This is a genomic window from Pseudomonas sp. EA_65y_Pfl1_P113 (assembly GCF_963970525.1).
In the GTDB taxonomy this organism is placed as follows: Bacteria; Pseudomonadota; Gammaproteobacteria; order Pseudomonadales; family Pseudomonadaceae; genus Aquipseudomonas; species Aquipseudomonas tritici.
In genome coordinates this window covers 175,883-189,672 of the sequence record NZ_CAXAQM010000001.1, presented here as the reverse complement: position 1 = coordinate 189,672, position 13,790 = coordinate 175,883, and the positions used below count along the sequence as shown (strand labels likewise).

Genomic DNA, 13,790 nt, shown 5'->3' with positions numbered 1-13,790 from the left:
AATGCTTATCATCAACTTAAATGGCAAGGGGCACTTTGAGCGGTTTGGCACAGGAAAGTTGTGGGAGCGAGCAAGCCCGCTCCCACTGGATTACTCGGCGTTGCACAGCGCCAGGCAGTTATCCAGCATACGGTTGGAGAAGCCCCACTCGTTGTCGTACCACGCCAGCACTTTCAGCAACTTGCCACTGACCTTGGTGTGATTGGCATCGAAGATCGACGACAGCGGGTTGTGGTTGAAGTCACTGGAAACCAGCGGCAGGGTGTTGTAGCCGAGGATCTTCGAGTGCTGGCTGGCTTCTTTGAGCAGCGCGTTGACCTGTTCGGCAGTGGCTTCTTTCTTCAGCTGTACGGTGAGGTCCACCAGCGACACGTTGATCACCGGCACCCGCACGGCCATGCCGGTCAGTTTGCCCGCCAGTTCCGGCAGCACCAGGCCGACCGCTTCAGCCGCGCCGGTCTTGCTCGGGATCATGTTCTGAGTGGCCGACCGCGCGCGGTACGGGTCGGTGTGGTAGACGTCGGTGAGGTTCTGGTCGTTGGTGTAGGCGTGAATCGTGGTCATCAGGCCGCTTTCGATACCCAGCTCGCGGTGCAGTACTTGGGCCACAGGCGCCAGGCAGTTGGTGGTGCACGAGGCGTTGGAGATGATCTGGTGGGATTGACGCAAAATGTCATGGTTCACGCCGTAGACCACAGTGGCGTCCGCGCCCTTGGCCGGTGCAGAGATGATCACCTTGCGCGCGCCAGCGGTAATATGGGCGGCAGCCTTGTCACGGTCAGTGAATAGACCGGTGCATTCGAACACCACGTCGATCTTGTGTGCAGCCCATGGCAGGTCGGCCGGGTTGCGAATGGCACTGACGGCAATCCGGTCACCATTGACGGTCAGGCTTTCCTGATCGTGTGCGACCTCTGCTTCGAAAGTGCCATGCACTGTGTCGTATTTGAGCAGGTGGGCGTTGATCGAACTGTCGCCCAGATCGTTGATGGCGACGATCTGCAAATCCTGGCGGTAGCCTTGGGTATACAGTGCGCGCAGGACATTACGGCCGATACGGCCAAAACCATTGATTGCGATACGAAGAGTCATTGGAGAGTGCCTGTCGTCGATTTGTTGTAAGAATTACAAGATTATTCGCATAAAAATAGAAAACAAGCCTTTTTAGTGGCAATATTTTGTTCAATCTACAACGAGTGACCTGAATCAACTGGTCCGATGATCCAAATGCCTACCTGCCATCCCATGCGCTGCGGGCGTTTGATCAACCCAGGAACGAGGGTCGCCATATCCGTTAGCCTGGAGTTCTACACATGCATCCCCGCGTTCTTGAGGTCACCGAACGGCTTATCGCCCGCAGCCGCGCCACTCGCGAGGCTTACCTTGCGCTCATTCGCGGTGCAGCCATCGACGGTCCGATGCGCGGTAAGCTGCAATGCGCCAACTTCGCCCACGGCGTGGCCGGTTGCGGCACTGAAGATAAAAATAGCCTGCGTATGATGAATGCCGCCAACGTGGCAATTGTTTCGGCATATAACGACATGCTCTCGGCGCATCAGCCGTACGAACACTTCCCGGAACAGATCAAGAAAGCCCTGCGCGAAGTCGGTTCGGTCGGCCAGTTCGCCGGTGGCACCCCCGCCATGTGCGACGGCGTGACCCAAGGCGAGCCCGGTATGGAGCTGAGCCTGCTCAGCCGTGAAGTGATTGCCATGTCCACGGCGGTAGCGCTGTCCCACAACATGTTTGACGCGGCGCTGATGCTCGGCATCTGCGACAAGATCGTCCCCGGCTTGATGATGGGCGCACTGCGCTACGGCCACCTGCCGATGATCTTCGTCCCGGGCGGCCCGATGCCGTCGGGCATCTCCAACAAACAGAAAGCCGATGTTCGCCAGCGCTATGCCGAAGGCAAGGCGACCCGCGAAGAGCTGCTGGAGTCGGAGATGAAGTCCTACCACAGCCCTGGCACCTGCACCTTCTACGGCACTGCCAACACCAACCAATTGCTGATGGAAGTGATGGGCCTGCACTTGCCGGGCGCCTCGTTCGTCAACCCGTACACGCCGCTGCGTGACGCCCTGACCCGCGAAGCCGCGCACCAGGTCACGCGCCTGACCAAGGCCAACGGCAGCTTCACGCCGATCGGCGAGATCGTCGACGAGAAGTCCATCGTCAACTCCATCGTTGCCCTCAACGCCACCGGCGGTTCCACCAACCACACGCTGCACATGCCGGCTATCGCCATGTCGGCGGGCATTATTCTCACCTGGCAGGACATGGCCGACCTCTCCGAGGTGGTGCCGACCCTGTCTCACGTGTATCCGAACGGCAAGGCGGACATCAACCACTTCCAGGCGGCGGGCGGCATGTCGTTCCTGATCCGTGAACTGCTTGAAGCCGGCCTGCTCCATGAAGACGTCAACACCGTGGCTGGCAAGGGCCTGAGCCGTTATATCCAGGAACCGTTCCTGGTGGATGGCGAGCTGGTCTGGCGCGACGGTCCGATCGAAAGCCTCGACGAAACCATCCTGCGTCCCGTGGCCCGTGCATTCTCGCCGGAAGGTGGTTTGCGTGTGATGGAAGGCAACCTCGGCCGCGGTGTGATGAAAGTCTCTGCTGTAGCCCCAGAGCACCAGATCGTCGAAGCGCCGGCGGTGGTGTTCCAGGATCAGCAGGACCTGGCCGATGCGTTCAAGGCCGGTCAGTTGGAAAAAGATTTCGTCGCGGTAATGCGCTTCCAGGGCCCGCGCTCCAACGGCATGCCCGAGCTGCACAAGATGACGCCGTTCCTGGGTGTACTGCAGGACCGTGGTTTCAAGGTGGCATTGGTGACAGACGGGCGTATGTCCGGCGCGTCGGGTAAGATTCCCGCCGCGATTCACGTCAACCCCGAAGCCCAGAGCGGCGGGCCACTGGCGCGGGTGCGCGATGGCGATATCATTCGTGTGGATGGCGTTACCGGCACCTTGGAGCTTAAGGTGGACGCCGAAGCATTTGCAGCGCGCACGCCTGCCACGGGCCTTCTGGGCAATAACGTGGGGGCCGGTCGTGAGCTGTTTGCATTTATGCGCTTGGCCGCAAGCTCCGCAGAGCAGGGCGCCAGCGCCTTTACCTCTGCCCTGGAGACGCTTAAGTGAAGCTAGCGCTGGTCGGTGATATCGGTGGAACCAACGCGCGTTTCGCGTTGTGGCGGGACCAGGCGTTGCATTCGATCCGCGTGCATGCCACGGCGGATCATTCCAGCCCCGAAGAGGCGATCAAGGTTTATCTCAAGGAAGAAGGCCTGGAAATCGGTGACATCGGTGCGGTGTGCCTGTCGGTGGCCGGGCCGGTGAGTGGGGATGAATTTAAATTCACCAACAATCACTGGCGCCTGAGCAAGACCGCTTTCTGTAAAGCCTTGCAGGTGGATGAGCTGCTACTGGTCAACGACTTCTCGGCCATGGCCTTGGGCATGACGCGCTTGCAGCCCGACGAGTTTCGTGTGGTCTGCGAAGGCACGCCGGAGCCGTTGCGCCCGGCGGTGGTGATTGGTCCTGGCACCGGCCTGGGTGTTGGCACATTGCTGGATTTGGGCGGCGGGCGTTTCGCCGCATTGCCGGGCGAGGGCGGCCATGTCGACCTGCCTTTGAGCAGCCCGCGGGAAACCCAGTTGTGGCAGCACATCTACAACGAGATCGGCCACGTCAGCGCCGAAACCGCCTTGAGCGGAGGCGGCTTGCCGCGCCTGTATCGAGCGATTTGTGCAGTGGACGGGCACCCTCCGGTGCTGGACACGCCCGAAGCCATCACGGCGGCAGGCCTGGCCGGCGACCCGGTGGCGATGGAAGTGTTAGACCAGTTCAGCATCTGGCTGGGCCGAGTAGCCGGCAACAACGTGCTGACCACCGGCGGGCGCGGTGGCGTGTACATCGTGGGCGGCGTGATACCGAGGTTTGCCGACTTCTTTATCAGCAGCGGTTTCGCCAAGAGCTTCGCGGACAAAGGCTGCATGAGCGACTACTTCAAGGGCATTCCGGTGTGGTTGGTGACAGCCCCGTATTCTGGATTGACCGGGGCTGGCGTGGCTTTGGAGCAGGCGTTTGCGTAGGCCGTGATGGCCTCATTGCGAGCAAGTCGAAGGGGCCCTTGAGAGCAACAAATGACTTAAGCTTGGCCATAACAACAAGGAGGACCCCGTGAGCGTAATCAGTAAATCCATTCTCCTCGTCGACGACGACCAGGAAATCCGCGAGTTGCTGCAGACCTACCTCAGTCGCGCCGGTTTCCAGGTGCGTGGCGTGCCGGATGGCGCGGGGTTCCGCCAGGCGATGAACGAGGCGCCGTGCGACCTGGTCATCCTTGATGTGATGTTGCCGGACGAAGACGGTTTCAGCCTCTGCCGCTGGATCCGCCAGCACCCGCGCCAGGCGCAGGTGCCGATCATCATGCTCACTGCCAGCTCTGACGAAGCCGACCGCGTGATCGGCCTGGAGCTGGGAGCCGATGACTACATCGGCAAACCCTTCAGCCCCCGTGAGCTGCAGGCGCGGATCAAAGCGCTATTGCGCCGTTGCCAGTTTGGCCAGGAACGCAGCGTAGGCGGCGATGTGCTGGTGTTTGATGAGTGGCGCCTGGACATGATCAGCCACCGGCTGTTTCATGTGGATGGCGAAGAAGTGATCCTCTCCGGTGCCGACTTTGCCCTGCTCAAATTGTTTCTCGACCACCCCCAACAGATCCTCGACCGTGACACCATCGGCAACGCCACCCGTGGTCGCGACTTGATGCCGCTGGACCGTATCGTCGACATGGCTGTCAGCCGCCTGCGCCAACGCCTGCGCGATACCGAAAAACCCCCGAGGCTGATCCGCACCGTGCGCGGCAGCGGTTATCAACTGGCAGCCAGCGTGGTTGCCGGCAATGCCCACTGAACATGTGACCGAGCGCCGCCGCCGTTTCCCGGTGCCGCGCTCGCTGCTGGGGCGCATGCTGCTACTGACGCTGCTGGCAGTGTTGTTTGCCCAGGCGCTGTCCAGCGTTATCTGGGTGTCGCAGTTGCGTGCCACCCAGCTCGAGGGCCTGGTCACCAGTGCCCGCAGCCTGGCGCATTCGATGACCGCCAGCGTGAGCTACTTCCGTTCGTTGCCGGTGGCGTACCGCCCGTTGGTCCTGGATCAATTGCGCAGCATGGGCGGCACCCGTTTCGTGGTCACCCTCAACGACCGACCGCTGGACATGGAGGTCTTGCCGCAGACCCCGCGCAAGGAGGCCGTGCTGGTGGCCGTGGATGAAGTGCTGCGCCAGACCCTCGGTGCCGACGTGCACATCTCGGTGGAGTTCGTCAGCACCGAAGACCTGCGCATCTTCAACGCCGGCCTGAAACTCGACGAATTGCCGCGCTCCTGGGCGCATTACGCGTTGACCCTGGAACCGGTGAATCCGCCCGTGTTGGTGACCCAGATCCAACTCGCCCCGGGCGAATGGCTGTACATCGCTTCGCTGCTGCCCGAGCCCTACACCAGCCTTGAAGAACAAGGCCTGCCGTCCCAGCAAGTGTGGTTTATCGTGCTGACCAGCGGTTTCCTGCTGCTGTTTATCGGCTTGTTGGTGCACTGGCAGAGTCGGCCCCTCAAACGCCTGGCGAGGGCGGCGCGGGATATGTCCTTGGGGGCTGACGTAGAGCCGGTAGCCGAAGGCGGCGGCAGCGAAGTGGTGGAAGTGGGCCGTGCGTTCAACGCGATGCGCGAACGTATCAGCCGCTACCTGACCGAGCGCAGCCAGTTGTTCAGCGCCATTTCCCATGATTTGCGCACACCGATTACCCGTCTGCGCCTGCGCGTGGAACTGCTTGAGGACGAAAACCTGCAAACCAAATTCGGCCGCGATCTTGATGAATTAGAGTTGCTGGTGAAAGGCGCGCTGCAATGCGTGAAAGACACCGATATTCACGAAAATATCGAGCCGGTGGACCTGAACCACGTGCTCGACTGCCTGGTGGAACCGTACCTGGCGCCGAACGGCAATGGCCGCGTCACCCAGCATGGCCGCGCACTCACCCCTTATCCCGGCAAGCCGCTGGCGCTCAAACGTTGCATCGGCAACCTGATCGACAACGCGTTGAAATACGGGCAGAACGCGCATTTGCACATCGAGGATGATGGCTCGGAGTTCGTCCTGCACGTGGATGACGAGGGGCCAGGGGTTCCGGAGCAGCGGCTGGAGCAAGTGTTTGAACCGCACTTTCGTCTGGCCGGGCACCAGCAGGGTTATGGCTTGGGATTAGGGATTGCGCGCAATATTGCCCACAGCCATGGCGGTGAAGTCAGTTTGCAGAACCTGCGTGAGGGCGGGTTGCGCGTGACTCTTCAACTGCCTCGCGGCCTCGACTGAATAAACGCGGATCCCACACGTTGATCTCCATCCGGTCAGATGCTTTGGCGCAATCTAGCCAAATCCCTCAACGGCGGCGCCCCAAACAACCGGCTGTATTCGCGGCTGAACTGTGACGCGCTCTCATACCCCACGCGATATCCCGCCGCCGACGCCTCGAGCCCCTCGGCAATCATCAACCGCCGCGCTTCCTGCAAGCGCAACTGTTTCTGGTATTGCAACGGGCTCATGGCTGTAATTGCCTTGAAGCGGTGGTGCAAGGTCGAGACGCTCAGGTTCACTTCCCTGGCCAAGTCATCGATGCGCAGCGGTTGCTCGTAGTTGCTGTTCAACCACTTGATCGCCTGGCTCACTCGGTGGCTCTGGCTGTTGGCCACGGCAATTTCATACAACCGATAGCCCTGCGGACCCCGTAACAGGCGATAAAGAATTTCCCGATTGATCAGCGGCGCAAGCATGGCGATGTCTTTGGGCGTATCCAGCAACCGCGCCAGGCGCAGCACCGCGTCGAGTAACTGGTTGTCGATGCGGTCGACGTACATGCCGCGGGAGGTCGGGCGCGACGGCACACCCATCGGGCCGGCTTGCGCGATCAGCGCAGTGAGTTGGGCCGGGTCGATGTTGATCCTGATCGACAGGTTGGGGTCTTGCGGCGTGGCCTCCATGATCCGGCCAGCCACCGGCATCGCTACCGAGAACACCAGGTAATTGAGCGGGTCGTAGGCGAACACTTCATCCGCGAGGCGTACTTCCTTGCTGCCGCTGGCCAGAATGCACAGGGCCGGCTCCACCAGTACCGGCATGAAGTCGCGCGGTGCATTGTGGCGGTTCAGGTACAGCGAGGTGATTGCCGTACCGTATGAGCCGTCTTCCCAGGTATGCCGCTGCACAATGCTCGCCAGTTCGGCGCGCTGCTTTTCCATCTCGGCATCGAGGGGGAGGGATCGGGGTTCGGGCGACGGCATGGGGCGTCCTCTACAGGCTACTTCGATGGGATCAGCTTAGCGGCGGCTGTGCAAACAGTGTTACGTCGATTCTGCACAATCCTTGCCTGATCCTGCGACACACCGTGAATCAGGCAATCGTGGGGACTGTCATCTCCCTGAAACAAGGCGGTTGCCCTTGGAATAAATGCCGGGGCCAAACGTCCTATCTGCGCTTCTCGCAGGATTGTGCAATAAGCCAGCAGGAATCGACTAACCGCGCCCGCACCTGCGCCGTTATCGTTGATCCTGTGGCAACACGCCCCCACAGTGCTTGCCGAGCATCACTTCTCAACGGGAGAGTCGAACATGTCCACCCCCATTCCCGCGAGCCATATGGCCTTTATCCGCGCCCGCACCGGGTGCAGCACCGAACTCGGTGCACGCTTGAGCAGTTTGATCGAACCGGGCCGCCAGGCTCAGGGTTGCCTGCAATTCTCGTTGCAGCGTTCCCAGGTCGACCCCGATATCTGGCTGGTCTCGGGCTTCTGGAGCAGCGAGCAGGCGATGAGCGCCTACTTCAATTCTCCGGCCCTGATGATTTTTACCGAGTTGTTGAACGACAGGGTGGTTCGCAGCATGGACTTCCAGACCTTTACCGATGCCTCAGCCGCCAATGCTTATGGCGAGTACCTGCAACTCGCCGGTTAGGGTTTAGAATGGCCGACTTTCCATTGGCCAGGACCTGCAACATGGCACGTAAACAATTTGCTCACCACGAAGCCGTTTCCGCCGTCGTACCCGGAGAAGGTGGCTACAGCGCCGCCGTTGCCGTCAAGGCACTCGATGGCATGGGCGCACCTCGGTTTCACAAGATCCTTGATGGACAGACGTTCAAGACGGCTTCCGATGCTGATGATGCGGCCACTGTGCAATTGGAGCGATTGGTCGATGTCGATGAAGACGGTCAGCTGAGTTGGGCAACTGCCGAAAACTAGAGCGCGCTGCCGCTCTCACATTTAGACCGCAGTCCAATCAGGGTTTTGTGGCACCAGGGCGATACATCTTGAACAGCGCCTCCGGCCCTAGCTGGAAGTAATCTGCCGGCCCGCCGCCACGCAAAATCGGCTCGGCGGCGGCGGTGTCATAGATGCCATCCTTGAGCAGCCACTTGGCGATATGCACCGCGACCACCTCGCCCAGCACCAGCCAGCTCGGCACCAGCGCCTTGTCGGCACGTTGCAGTTGGATGATTTGCGTCACCTTGCACTCGAACGACACCGGGCTCTCGCCCACCCGTGGTACGCCAACGATCTTCGAAGCTACCGGCGTCAAGCCGGACAACTCGAATTCGTTTACCTCTGGCGATACGGCGGCGCAACTCTGGTTCATCTGCTCGGCCAGCGGGCGGGTCGCTAGGTTCCACACAAACTCGCCGGTCTGCTCGATGTTGTTCAGGCTGTCTTTGCGCCCGACGCTGGAAAACCCAATGATCGGCGGAATGTAGTTGAACGCATTGAAGAAGCTGTAGGGCGCCAGGTTCAGGCGGCCTGCGCTGTCGTGCGACGAGATCCAGCCGATTGGCCGTGGACCAACGATGGCATTGAACGGATCATGGGGCAGGCCGTGGCCGTTGGCGGGTTCGTAGAAATGGATATCGTCGGACATGGCCGGTTCCAAGCTCAGTTCTGGGGCACGCATCATAACCAATTGTGCGGGCTTGCTCGCGAATGCAGTGGATCAGTCGCTCTATTCGGTGACTGACACTCCGCATTCGCGAGCAAGCCCGCACACATTCTTTACCGAGTCAGACCCTTAATCCGTGGTGATGCGCGAGTGTTTGCGGGTGTCTCTCATGGTCAAGTAGACCACCAGCGACACTGCAATACACGCTGTCACATACCAGTAGTAACCGGTTTCCATGCCGATGCTCTTGAACCACAGTGCGATGTATTCAGCGGTACCGCCGAAGATCGACACGGTCAGTGCATAAGGCAGGCCCACACCCAGTGCGCGGATTTCAGTCGGGAACAGCTCGGCCTTCACCACGGCGTTGATCGAGGTGTAACCGCTGACGATGATCAGTGCTGCCATGATCAGGAAGAACGCGCCCCACCAGCTCTGGATGGTGTGCAGGGTGGTGAGGATCGGCACGGTGAACAGGGTGCCGAGAATACCGAAGGCGATCAGGATTGGCCGACGGCCGACTTTATCCGACAGCCCGCCGACGATCGGTTGCAGGCACATGAACAGAAACAGCGTCGCCGCCGAGATGGTGGTGGAGTCGGAAATGCTCATGCCGACGGTGTTCACCAGGTATTTCTGCATGTAGGTGGTGTAGGTGTAGAAGGCCAGGGTGCCGCCCATGGTCAGGCCGACCACGGTCATCAGTTCCTTGGGGTGGCGCATCAAGGTGCGCATCGCGCTTTCCTTGGCTTTTTCCTTCTTGGTGAACGACTCGGTTTCTTCCATGCCGCGACGCAGGTACAGCGCGACGACTGCACACAGGGCGCCGATGGCGAACGGGATACGCCAGCCCCACGCGTACAACTGCTCGGTGGTCAGCACTTGTTGCAGCACGATCAGTACCGCCAGGGCGATGAGCTGGCCCGAGATCAGGGTTACGTACTGGAAGCTGGAGTAGAAACCACGACGTTCCTTGGTCGCCATCTCGCTGAGGTAAGTGGCGGAGGTACCGTATTCACCCCCGACCGACAGCCCCTGCAGCAAGCGGGCAAACACCAGCAGGATCGGCGCACCGATACCAATCATTTCATAACCCGGGCTCAGGGCAATCAGCAGCGAGCCGAAGCACATCAAGTAGACCGAGGCCATCAGGGCCTTTTTACGCCCGACTTTGTCGGCGTACAGGCCCATCAGCCAGCCACCGATCGGGCGCATCAGGAAGCCGACGGCGAAGATCGCGGCGGTGTTGAGCAGTTGGGCGGTGGTGTCGCCTTTCGGGAAGAAGGCTTTGGCGAAGTACAGCGAGAAAGCGGCGTAGACGTACCAGTCGTACCACTCGACCATGTTGCCGACCGATCCGCTGAAAATCGATTTGATCCGGCTGGAAGTGGTGCGTGCTTTTGCCAGCGCAGCCGCCGAGCCCAGAGGCAGGGAGTTGGAGTTATCCATTGAAGGATCCTTCATCTAATTGTTTTTGTGGAGCGTGCTTGAGCACTGCCTGGCTTGGGCTATAGCAGGAGCTGTGCCAGGTAGATGAAGGCCCGGAATAGAAGGGTTACAGGTTTTTTTTGAGCGGAAAGTCGCTGATAATTTGCAGGTGATGAGCGGAAATCCGCTTATGGACACCGGCGTCGTCGCAGGCCAGCTCCCCTATTTTGAATGGTGAACACCGTCAACTGTGGGCGCTGGCCTGCCAGCGATGGCGATCAGAAGGTCGCTAGAGAAACATCTCTCGCACCAACCCATGCCGCTGCATCTTCTCATTCAAGGTTCGCCGGGGCAGTTGCAGCTCGGCCAGCACGGCCTTGATATCGCCCTTGTGCCGCGTCAGCGCAGCCTTCAGGCAATGCGCTTCAAACGCCTCCTGCTGCGCCGCCAACGATTGTCCGGCCTCGACGCCTTCCGGCTCCGGCTCGCCAAGGCCCAGTACCTGGCGCTCGGCAACGTTGGCCAATTCACGCACATTGCCCGGCCAGTCATGGCTGAGCAGGCGCCCCAGTTGCGCACCGCTCAGCGGTTCAACGCGGCGGCCCAGGCGTTCGGCGGCACTCTGTGCAAAGTGGTCGAACAGCAACGGGATATCTTCACGGCGCTCACGCAAGGGCGGCAGGCGCAATTGCGCGACGTTCAATCGGTAGGCCAAGTCTTCGCGAAAGCGCCCGGCGCGGGCCTCTTCCAGCAGGTCCGGCTTGGTGGCGGCGATGATGCGCAGATCCACGTGGATACTTTGGTTGGAGCCCAGTCGCTCGAGCTTCTGTTCCTGCAATACGCGCAGCAGTTTCACCTGCTGGGCCAGCGGCATGCTTTCGATTTCATCGAGGAACAGCGTGCCGCCGTGGGCGTATTCCAGTTTGCCGATGCGCTTGCCCTGGGCGCCGGTGAATGCGCCGCTTTCGTGGCCGAACAGCTCGGCCTCGAACAACTGCTCGGGGATCGCCGCGCAGTTGAGTGCCACAAAGGGTTTTTTCGCCCGGGGGCCGAAGTCATGCAGGCAACGGGCAACCCGCTCCTTGCCACTGCCGGTCTCGCCACGGATCAGCACATTGACCGGCAGGCTCGCCAAATCCAGCACCTGGCGGCGTAGGGTTTGCAAACCTCTAGACACGCCTAAAAGGGTCGACTCCAACTGTGCGCGATGATCGGCCTGTTGATGCAGGCGACGGTTTTCCAGGATCAATCCACGCTTGTCCAAGGCGCGGCGCAGGCTGTTGAGCAGGGCGTCGGGGCTGAAGGGTTTTTCCAGGAAGTCGTAGGCACCGTCGCGCATGGCGTCGACGGCCATCGGCACATCGCCGTGGCCGGTCAGCAATATCACCGGCAAATCCGCATCACGGCGCTGCACTTCGGCCAACAGTTCCAGGCCGCTGAGCCCCGGCATACGTACGTCGCTCAGGATCACCCCGGGAAAGTCCTTGGGCAGTTTCGCCAGGCATTCCTCGGCGCGGCTGAACAACTGCACCTCAAACCCAGACAGGCTCAACCACTGCTCGACCGCCTTACGGATACTGGCTTCGTCGTCGACCACAATCACCGCGTTCAACATAGGTCGGGCGTCTCCAGCGCGATAGGCAGGGTCAGGGTGAAAGCCGCGCCGTCGCCACGGTTGGCGGCGATCAGGCGGCCGCCCAGTTCGTGCACGATAGCGTAGGACACTGCCAGCCCCAGGCCGAGCCCGTCACCCACTGGCTTGGTGGTGAAGAACGGGTCGAACACGTTGTTCAGGTGTTCTTCGGCAATCCCGCCGCCGCTGTCGCTGACGGTGAGTTGCCACAGTTGTTCATCGGCGTGCAGGCGGATTTCCAGGCGTTTACGTGGCTTGTCGGCCATGGCGTCGAGCGCGTTGCGCAGCAGGTTGATCAGTACCTGTTCCAGGCGGATTGCATCGCCACGGACCCAGGCGGGGCGTGTCAGGTCCAGCACGACGCCGATGGCTTCATCGCGCAAGCGTGCGTCGAGCAGGTGCAAGGACTGATCGACCACGCTGGCCAAGTCCAGGCGTTCACGCAGGCCGCTCGGGCTTTTGCGCGCGAAGGTCTTGAGGTGGCCGGTGAGCGCGGCCATGCGCGTGAGCATGTCGTCCAGCGGCGTAAGCGCCTTGTAGGCGTCGTCGACGCGGCCGTGATCCAGCAGCAGGCGCAAGGTGGCCAACTGCATGCGCTGGGCGGTCAGCGGCTGATTGATTTCATGGGCGAGGGCGGCGGACATTTGCCCCAGTGCCGCCAATTTGGCCGACTGCACCAGGCCATCCTGGGCAGTGCGTAGCGCCTGGGTGCGTTCTTCCACCAGTTGCTCAAGCTCTTCGCGGCTGCGCTGGCGCAGGCGGGCCAGGCGCCAGCGCTGGGTCAGGAACAGCACCAGGAACACCAGCGCCAGCCAGGAACCGGCGGCGGCGAGGCCGGCGTTGCGCTGGTCCTCAAAAGCGAACTGCGGTTTACGCAGCAGGTGCAGGGTCCAGCCTTCGGCCTTCAGCGGCAGGGATTCCCAGATGTAATTGGCGTTACCGTCCGGACCATTGACGCGCATCAAATGGCTGTTTTCGTCAAAGCGTTGCAGCGTCTGGGTGTCCAGCGGCTGCAGGTGTTTTTTGTCGTATTGGCGGGTGGCCTTGAGTTCGGCGAGATCGCTGGCCGACAGCGGCCGCAGGTTGCGATAACGCCAGCCCGGTTGATTGGCGATAAACACGATGCCACGCGCGTCGCTGACCAGCAGCAGGTCATTGCCCTGGGCCCACTCGCGCTCAAGTTCGGGGAACTCAAGCTTGACCACCATGGCGCCGAGAAACTGTTCGTGCTCGTCCACCACGGCGCTGGAGAGAAAGTAACCCGGTATGCCAGTGGTCACGCCGACCGCGTAAAAACGCCCGGTGCCCTGGCTCAGGGTCTGGCTGAAATACGGCCGGAAGGCGTAGTTATGGCCGACATAGCTGCTCGGCAGGCTCCAGTTGCTGGCGGCAACGGCGAGGCCGGTGCGGTCCATCAATTCCAGGGTGGACGATTGCGCGGCACCGTTTATGCGTTCGAGCTTGCGGTTCAGTACGTCCTGAGTTTGAGCATCCACCGGCCTTTTCAAGGCATTGATCATCTCCGAATCCAGCGCCAGCACAGCCGGCAGCGCTCGGTAGCGATCGATCAGGGTATGCAGTGAGTTGGCATACAGCGCGAGTTGCTGGTTGGCACGGGCCGCATCCTCCCCCAGAGCCTGGTGTTCGGCATGGCGCGTGGCCAAGGCCGCGGCCAGCACCGCACCGGCGATGATCAGCAAGGAATAGAAGGTCAGGCGCAGGGGGCGAGGGGTCACGATCATACG

At 61.1% G+C, this 13,790-nt stretch carries 12 protein-coding genes; 6 read left to right on the top strand and 6 right to left on the bottom strand.

Features of this window, described 5'->3' with window-relative positions; genetic code table 11:
• Positions 1-90 precede the first annotated feature (90 nt).
• Positions 91-1,092: a type I glyceraldehyde-3-phosphate dehydrogenase gene (gene gap / locus AACY52_RS00930; RefSeq protein ID WP_049711713.1), complete on the bottom strand. Its 1,002-nt coding sequence runs from the start codon at positions 1,090-1,092 to the stop codon at positions 91-93.
• A 221-nt stretch (positions 1,093-1,313) separates the two neighbouring features.
• Between gap and edd the strand changes: the two genes are divergently transcribed.
• From edd to AACY52_RS00910, 4 genes are all read left to right on the top strand, one after another.
• Positions 1,314-3,140, top strand: a complete 1,827-nt coding sequence (edd, locus tag AACY52_RS00925; RefSeq protein WP_339417254.1) for a phosphogluconate dehydratase — start codon at positions 1,314-1,316, stop codon at positions 3,138-3,140.
• A complete protein-coding gene (locus tag AACY52_RS00920; RefSeq protein WP_339417253.1) occupies positions 3,137-4,093 on the top strand; it encodes a glucokinase in 957 nt (318 codons plus the stop codon). The genes edd and AACY52_RS00920 overlap by 4 nt, the downstream gene beginning before the upstream one ends.
• A gap of 88 nt (positions 4,094-4,181) precedes the next feature.
• The gene (locus AACY52_RS00915; RefSeq protein WP_025854798.1) at positions 4,182-4,916 is read left to right on the top strand and encodes a response regulator; all 735 of its coding nucleotides are present in this window, start codon (positions 4,182-4,184) and stop codon (positions 4,914-4,916) included.
• A 31-nt stretch (positions 4,917-4,947) separates the two neighbouring features.
• A complete protein-coding gene (locus AACY52_RS00910) occupies positions 4,948-6,375 on the top strand; it encodes an ATP-binding protein (protein WP_370467840.1) in 1,428 nt (475 codons plus the stop codon).
• A gap of 35 nt (positions 6,376-6,410) precedes the next feature.
• Here AACY52_RS00910 and AACY52_RS00905 read toward each other — a convergent pair whose 3' ends face one another.
• A complete protein-coding gene (locus tag AACY52_RS00905) occupies positions 6,411-7,340 on the bottom strand; it encodes an AraC family transcriptional regulator (RefSeq protein ID WP_339417251.1) in 930 nt (309 codons plus the stop codon).
• A gap of 327 nt (positions 7,341-7,667) precedes the next feature.
• On the opposite strand from AACY52_RS00905, the gene AACY52_RS00900 reads away from it, so the two are divergent.
• Positions 7,668-8,009: an antibiotic biosynthesis monooxygenase family protein gene (locus tag AACY52_RS00900; RefSeq protein ID WP_339560167.1), complete on the top strand. Its 342-nt coding sequence runs from the start codon at positions 7,668-7,670 to the stop codon at positions 8,007-8,009.
• Positions 8,010-8,050: 41 nt separating this feature from the next.
• Positions 8,051-8,296, top strand: coding sequence for a hypothetical protein (locus AACY52_RS00895; RefSeq protein WP_339417249.1), 246 nt, complete (start codon positions 8,051-8,053; stop codon positions 8,294-8,296).
• A gap of 37 nt (positions 8,297-8,333) precedes the next feature.
• Here the strand turns inward: AACY52_RS00895 and AACY52_RS00890 are convergent, their stop codons facing one another.
• The 4 genes from AACY52_RS00890 to AACY52_RS00875 form a co-directional block, all read right to left on the bottom strand.
• The gene (locus AACY52_RS00890) at positions 8,334-8,966 is read right to left on the bottom strand and encodes a flavin reductase family protein (protein WP_339417248.1); all 633 of its coding nucleotides are present in this window, start codon (positions 8,964-8,966) and stop codon (positions 8,334-8,336) included.
• A gap of 147 nt (positions 8,967-9,113) precedes the next feature.
• A complete protein-coding gene (locus tag AACY52_RS00885) occupies positions 9,114-10,433 on the bottom strand; it encodes an MFS transporter (RefSeq protein ID WP_339560166.1) in 1,320 nt (439 codons plus the stop codon).
• Between the two features lie 268 nt (positions 10,434-10,701).
• On the bottom strand, positions 10,702-12,027 hold the full coding sequence (locus tag AACY52_RS00880; RefSeq protein ID WP_339436020.1) for a sigma-54 dependent transcriptional regulator: 1,326 nt from the start codon (positions 12,025-12,027) through the stop codon (positions 10,702-10,704).
• Positions 12,021-13,787: an ATP-binding protein gene (locus AACY52_RS00875; RefSeq protein ID WP_339417243.1), complete on the bottom strand. Its 1,767-nt coding sequence runs from the start codon at positions 13,785-13,787 to the stop codon at positions 12,021-12,023. The genes AACY52_RS00880 and AACY52_RS00875 overlap by 7 nt, the downstream gene beginning before the upstream one ends.
• Between the last annotated feature and the right edge of the window lie 3 nt (positions 13,788-13,790).